Source organism: Vibrio sp. 2134-1, from assembly GCF_033339495.1.
The window spans coordinates 1-1006 of sequence record NZ_JAWOUS010000155.1; the positions used below are offsets into that span (position 1 = coordinate 1).

A 1006-nucleotide genomic window follows, 5' to 3' on the forward strand; every position below is an offset into this window, starting at 1 on the left:
AGCGTTGGGGCATGTCAGCCCAGTTGAGTACGAAAGTATGTAGTTATGTACTGTCTACTTTTTGTGGGGTACACCAAACTTACTATTCAAAAAATCATAGAGTTAGAAATGAAAGAGTTACTTTTATTATCAGTTTTGCTATTTGGAGCAAACGTTTTAGCACAAGAAAAAATCGACTTTGATAGCCCCTATCAGGAAATCGTTCCTAATGGTCATACCATAATTGAGGCTATTCATGGTGACCTAAATGGAGATAGTCGAGACGATATTGTTTTGATGATACAAGGTACAGATCAAAACAAAATTTTCACTGATGAGTTCCGTGGTAAGTTAGATCTCAACCGAAGAGGAATTATTGTTGCTTTAAGAAATAACAACAAATACGACGTTGTTGTTGAAAATGACAATTGCTTCTTTTCTGATGATGAAGATGGAGGTGTATATATGGTTCCATATATCGAAATAAGTATAAAAAAAGGAAACTTATATATTCATTTTGCACATGGTCGATATGGGTATTGGAGGTACAACTTCCGTTACCAAGATTCGGATCTTGAGTTAATCGGTTATGATGAAAGCGCTAATCGAGGTCCGAGAGTTGAGGAAGTTACTAGCATTAACTACCTGACAAAAAAGATGCTCACTAAAGAAAATGTTAATGAGCTTGACGATTATGACCCAATATTTAAAGAGGAGTGGTCAACCTTTGTCCTTGAACACAGGTTTAAGTTAAGTCAAATCAGCGACTTTACTGAATTTGGTGATGGTGTCCGAAATTAATAGACTCGCACCGAGACGTAATTCTAACAAACTGTTTAAGAGTGATTCGCAACGCGTGGCATTTTTACTATGCGTTGCGTTTAGTGTTTAAGGTGGTATACGGAAGCATCGGTATTGCGTAGCTCACACCTTAACAGGGCGTTATATGCCCGAGTACCCCACGTTTAGTAGACACTTTACTAAGTTAGCTCTAGGGTCTAATTGAGAGGTGATTTATGGCTAAACA

The 1006-nt window shown here is 37.6% G+C and carries 1 protein-coding gene; it reads left to right on the forward strand.

What is annotated here, in order from left to right:
- Positions 1-108 precede the first annotated feature (108 nt).
- Positions 109-780 carry a hypothetical protein gene (locus R7R78_RS24590; RefSeq protein WP_225474432.1) on the forward strand — a complete coding sequence of 224 codons (672 nt, stop codon included), beginning with the start codon at positions 109-111 and terminating at the stop codon, positions 778-780.
- Positions 781-1006 lie beyond the last annotated feature (226 nt).

Bases quoted from the DNA above. Each gene is read 5' to 3' on its own strand.
- R7R78_RS24590 (WP_225474432.1), top strand. From the start codon at position 109: ATGAAAGAGTTACTTTTATTATCAGTTTTGCTATTTGGAGCAAACGTT.